The 204-nt window shown below is 54.9% G+C and carries 1 protein-coding gene; it reads right to left on the bottom strand.

The window, feature by feature from the left end; translation table 11 throughout:
• A partial coding sequence (locus Abin_RS15715; RefSeq protein WP_048848593.1) for a DUF6118 family protein occupies positions 1-204 on the bottom strand: 204 nt, incomplete at both ends.

Raw genomic sequence — 204 nt, forward strand, 5'->3', positions numbered from 1 at the left:
CTTGATCGTAATCACACAGGATTTCGGCTGTCCGGCCTGAGTTGCTCCAATCCGACACTCGCGGATTTTCGGCATGTTGTCCTGTACTAGCCGATCCTCCCACATAAAGCTGCTCCATTGATCCGGTCGTGCATCCCGCATCATGGCTATTCCTGCCTCCCACCGATCCTGCCCTCCAACGATGAATGATGCTACGCGCTGATC

Source organism: Acetobacter indonesiensis, assembly GCF_000963945.1.
GTDB classification, from domain to species: domain Bacteria; phylum Pseudomonadota; class Alphaproteobacteria; order Acetobacterales; family Acetobacteraceae; genus Acetobacter; species Acetobacter indonesiensis.